This window comes from Mycoplasma marinum, assembly GCF_004335975.1.
Classification (GTDB): Bacteria; Bacillota_I; Bacilli_A; order Mycoplasmatales; family Metamycoplasmataceae; genus Mycoplasma_K; species Mycoplasma_K marinum.
In genome coordinates this window covers 1-836 of sequence record NZ_PSZO01000096.1, presented here as the reverse complement: position 1 = coordinate 836, position 836 = coordinate 1, and the positions used below count along the sequence as shown (strand labels likewise).

Genomic DNA, 836 nt, shown 5'->3' with positions numbered 1-836 from the left:
GCATAAAAAAGACAACCTTGAACTCGCAGAGGAATCAATAGTACTTTTAAAGAATGAGGGGCAGCTACCTATGAAAAATCTTGAAGAAACTTGTTTAATTGGTTGGCACGCTAGCAATATTTACAATCAATTAGGGGATTACACACCATTTAAAGACCTTAAAAAAACACTATCAATAAAAGATGTTTTTCAAATCGATTATCATGAGGGCACACATATGAGAAATATGGAAATAGATAAAATTAAGGAAGCAGCAATATTTGCTAAAAAATATAAAAATACAATCTTAATATTAGGAACCTCTTCTGCAAGGAGTTTTGGAACTGCATTCAATAAAAATGGTGAAGTTCTAATTGAAAAAGAAGGTATTTTAAATATGGATTGCGGAGAAGGTGCAGATGTTGCAGATATAAGAATAAGTAAACCTCAAATTGAATTATTTAATGCAATAAAGGCACAGGGTGTAAATGTTATATCTGTTATTAATTCTGGAAGGGCATTAGGTATTGAAAGTATTGTAAGAGAATCAAAAGCTATCATACAAATGTTTTATGCTGGTTCCGAAGGATCGGTCGCTTTGATCAATACAATTTTAGGGAAAAATAATCCGAGTGGTAAGTTACCAATATCTTTACCTAGAAACTCTAATCAATTACCTGTATATTATTGATTGCCAGAAGCAAATGAATATATTGATGAGAAAGCAAAACCATTATTTTCTTTTGGCGATGGATTGTCCTATTCCCAAATTAAACAGGAAATTGTTGGTGTTACTTCTTCTTCATTGAAAAAACATATCCTAAAAGTAAAAATCATCAATAAATCCAAAGAAGATG

1 protein-coding gene is annotated in these 836 nt (G+C 31.1%); it reads left to right on the top strand.

Annotation, left to right across the window (positions count from 1 at the left end; translation table 4 throughout):
- Positions 1-70: 70 nt before the first annotated feature.
- Positions 71-836: glycoside hydrolase family 3 protein (locus C4B24_RS04845; RefSeq protein ID WP_246005084.1), on the top strand; the 766-nt coding region annotated here is incomplete at its 3' end.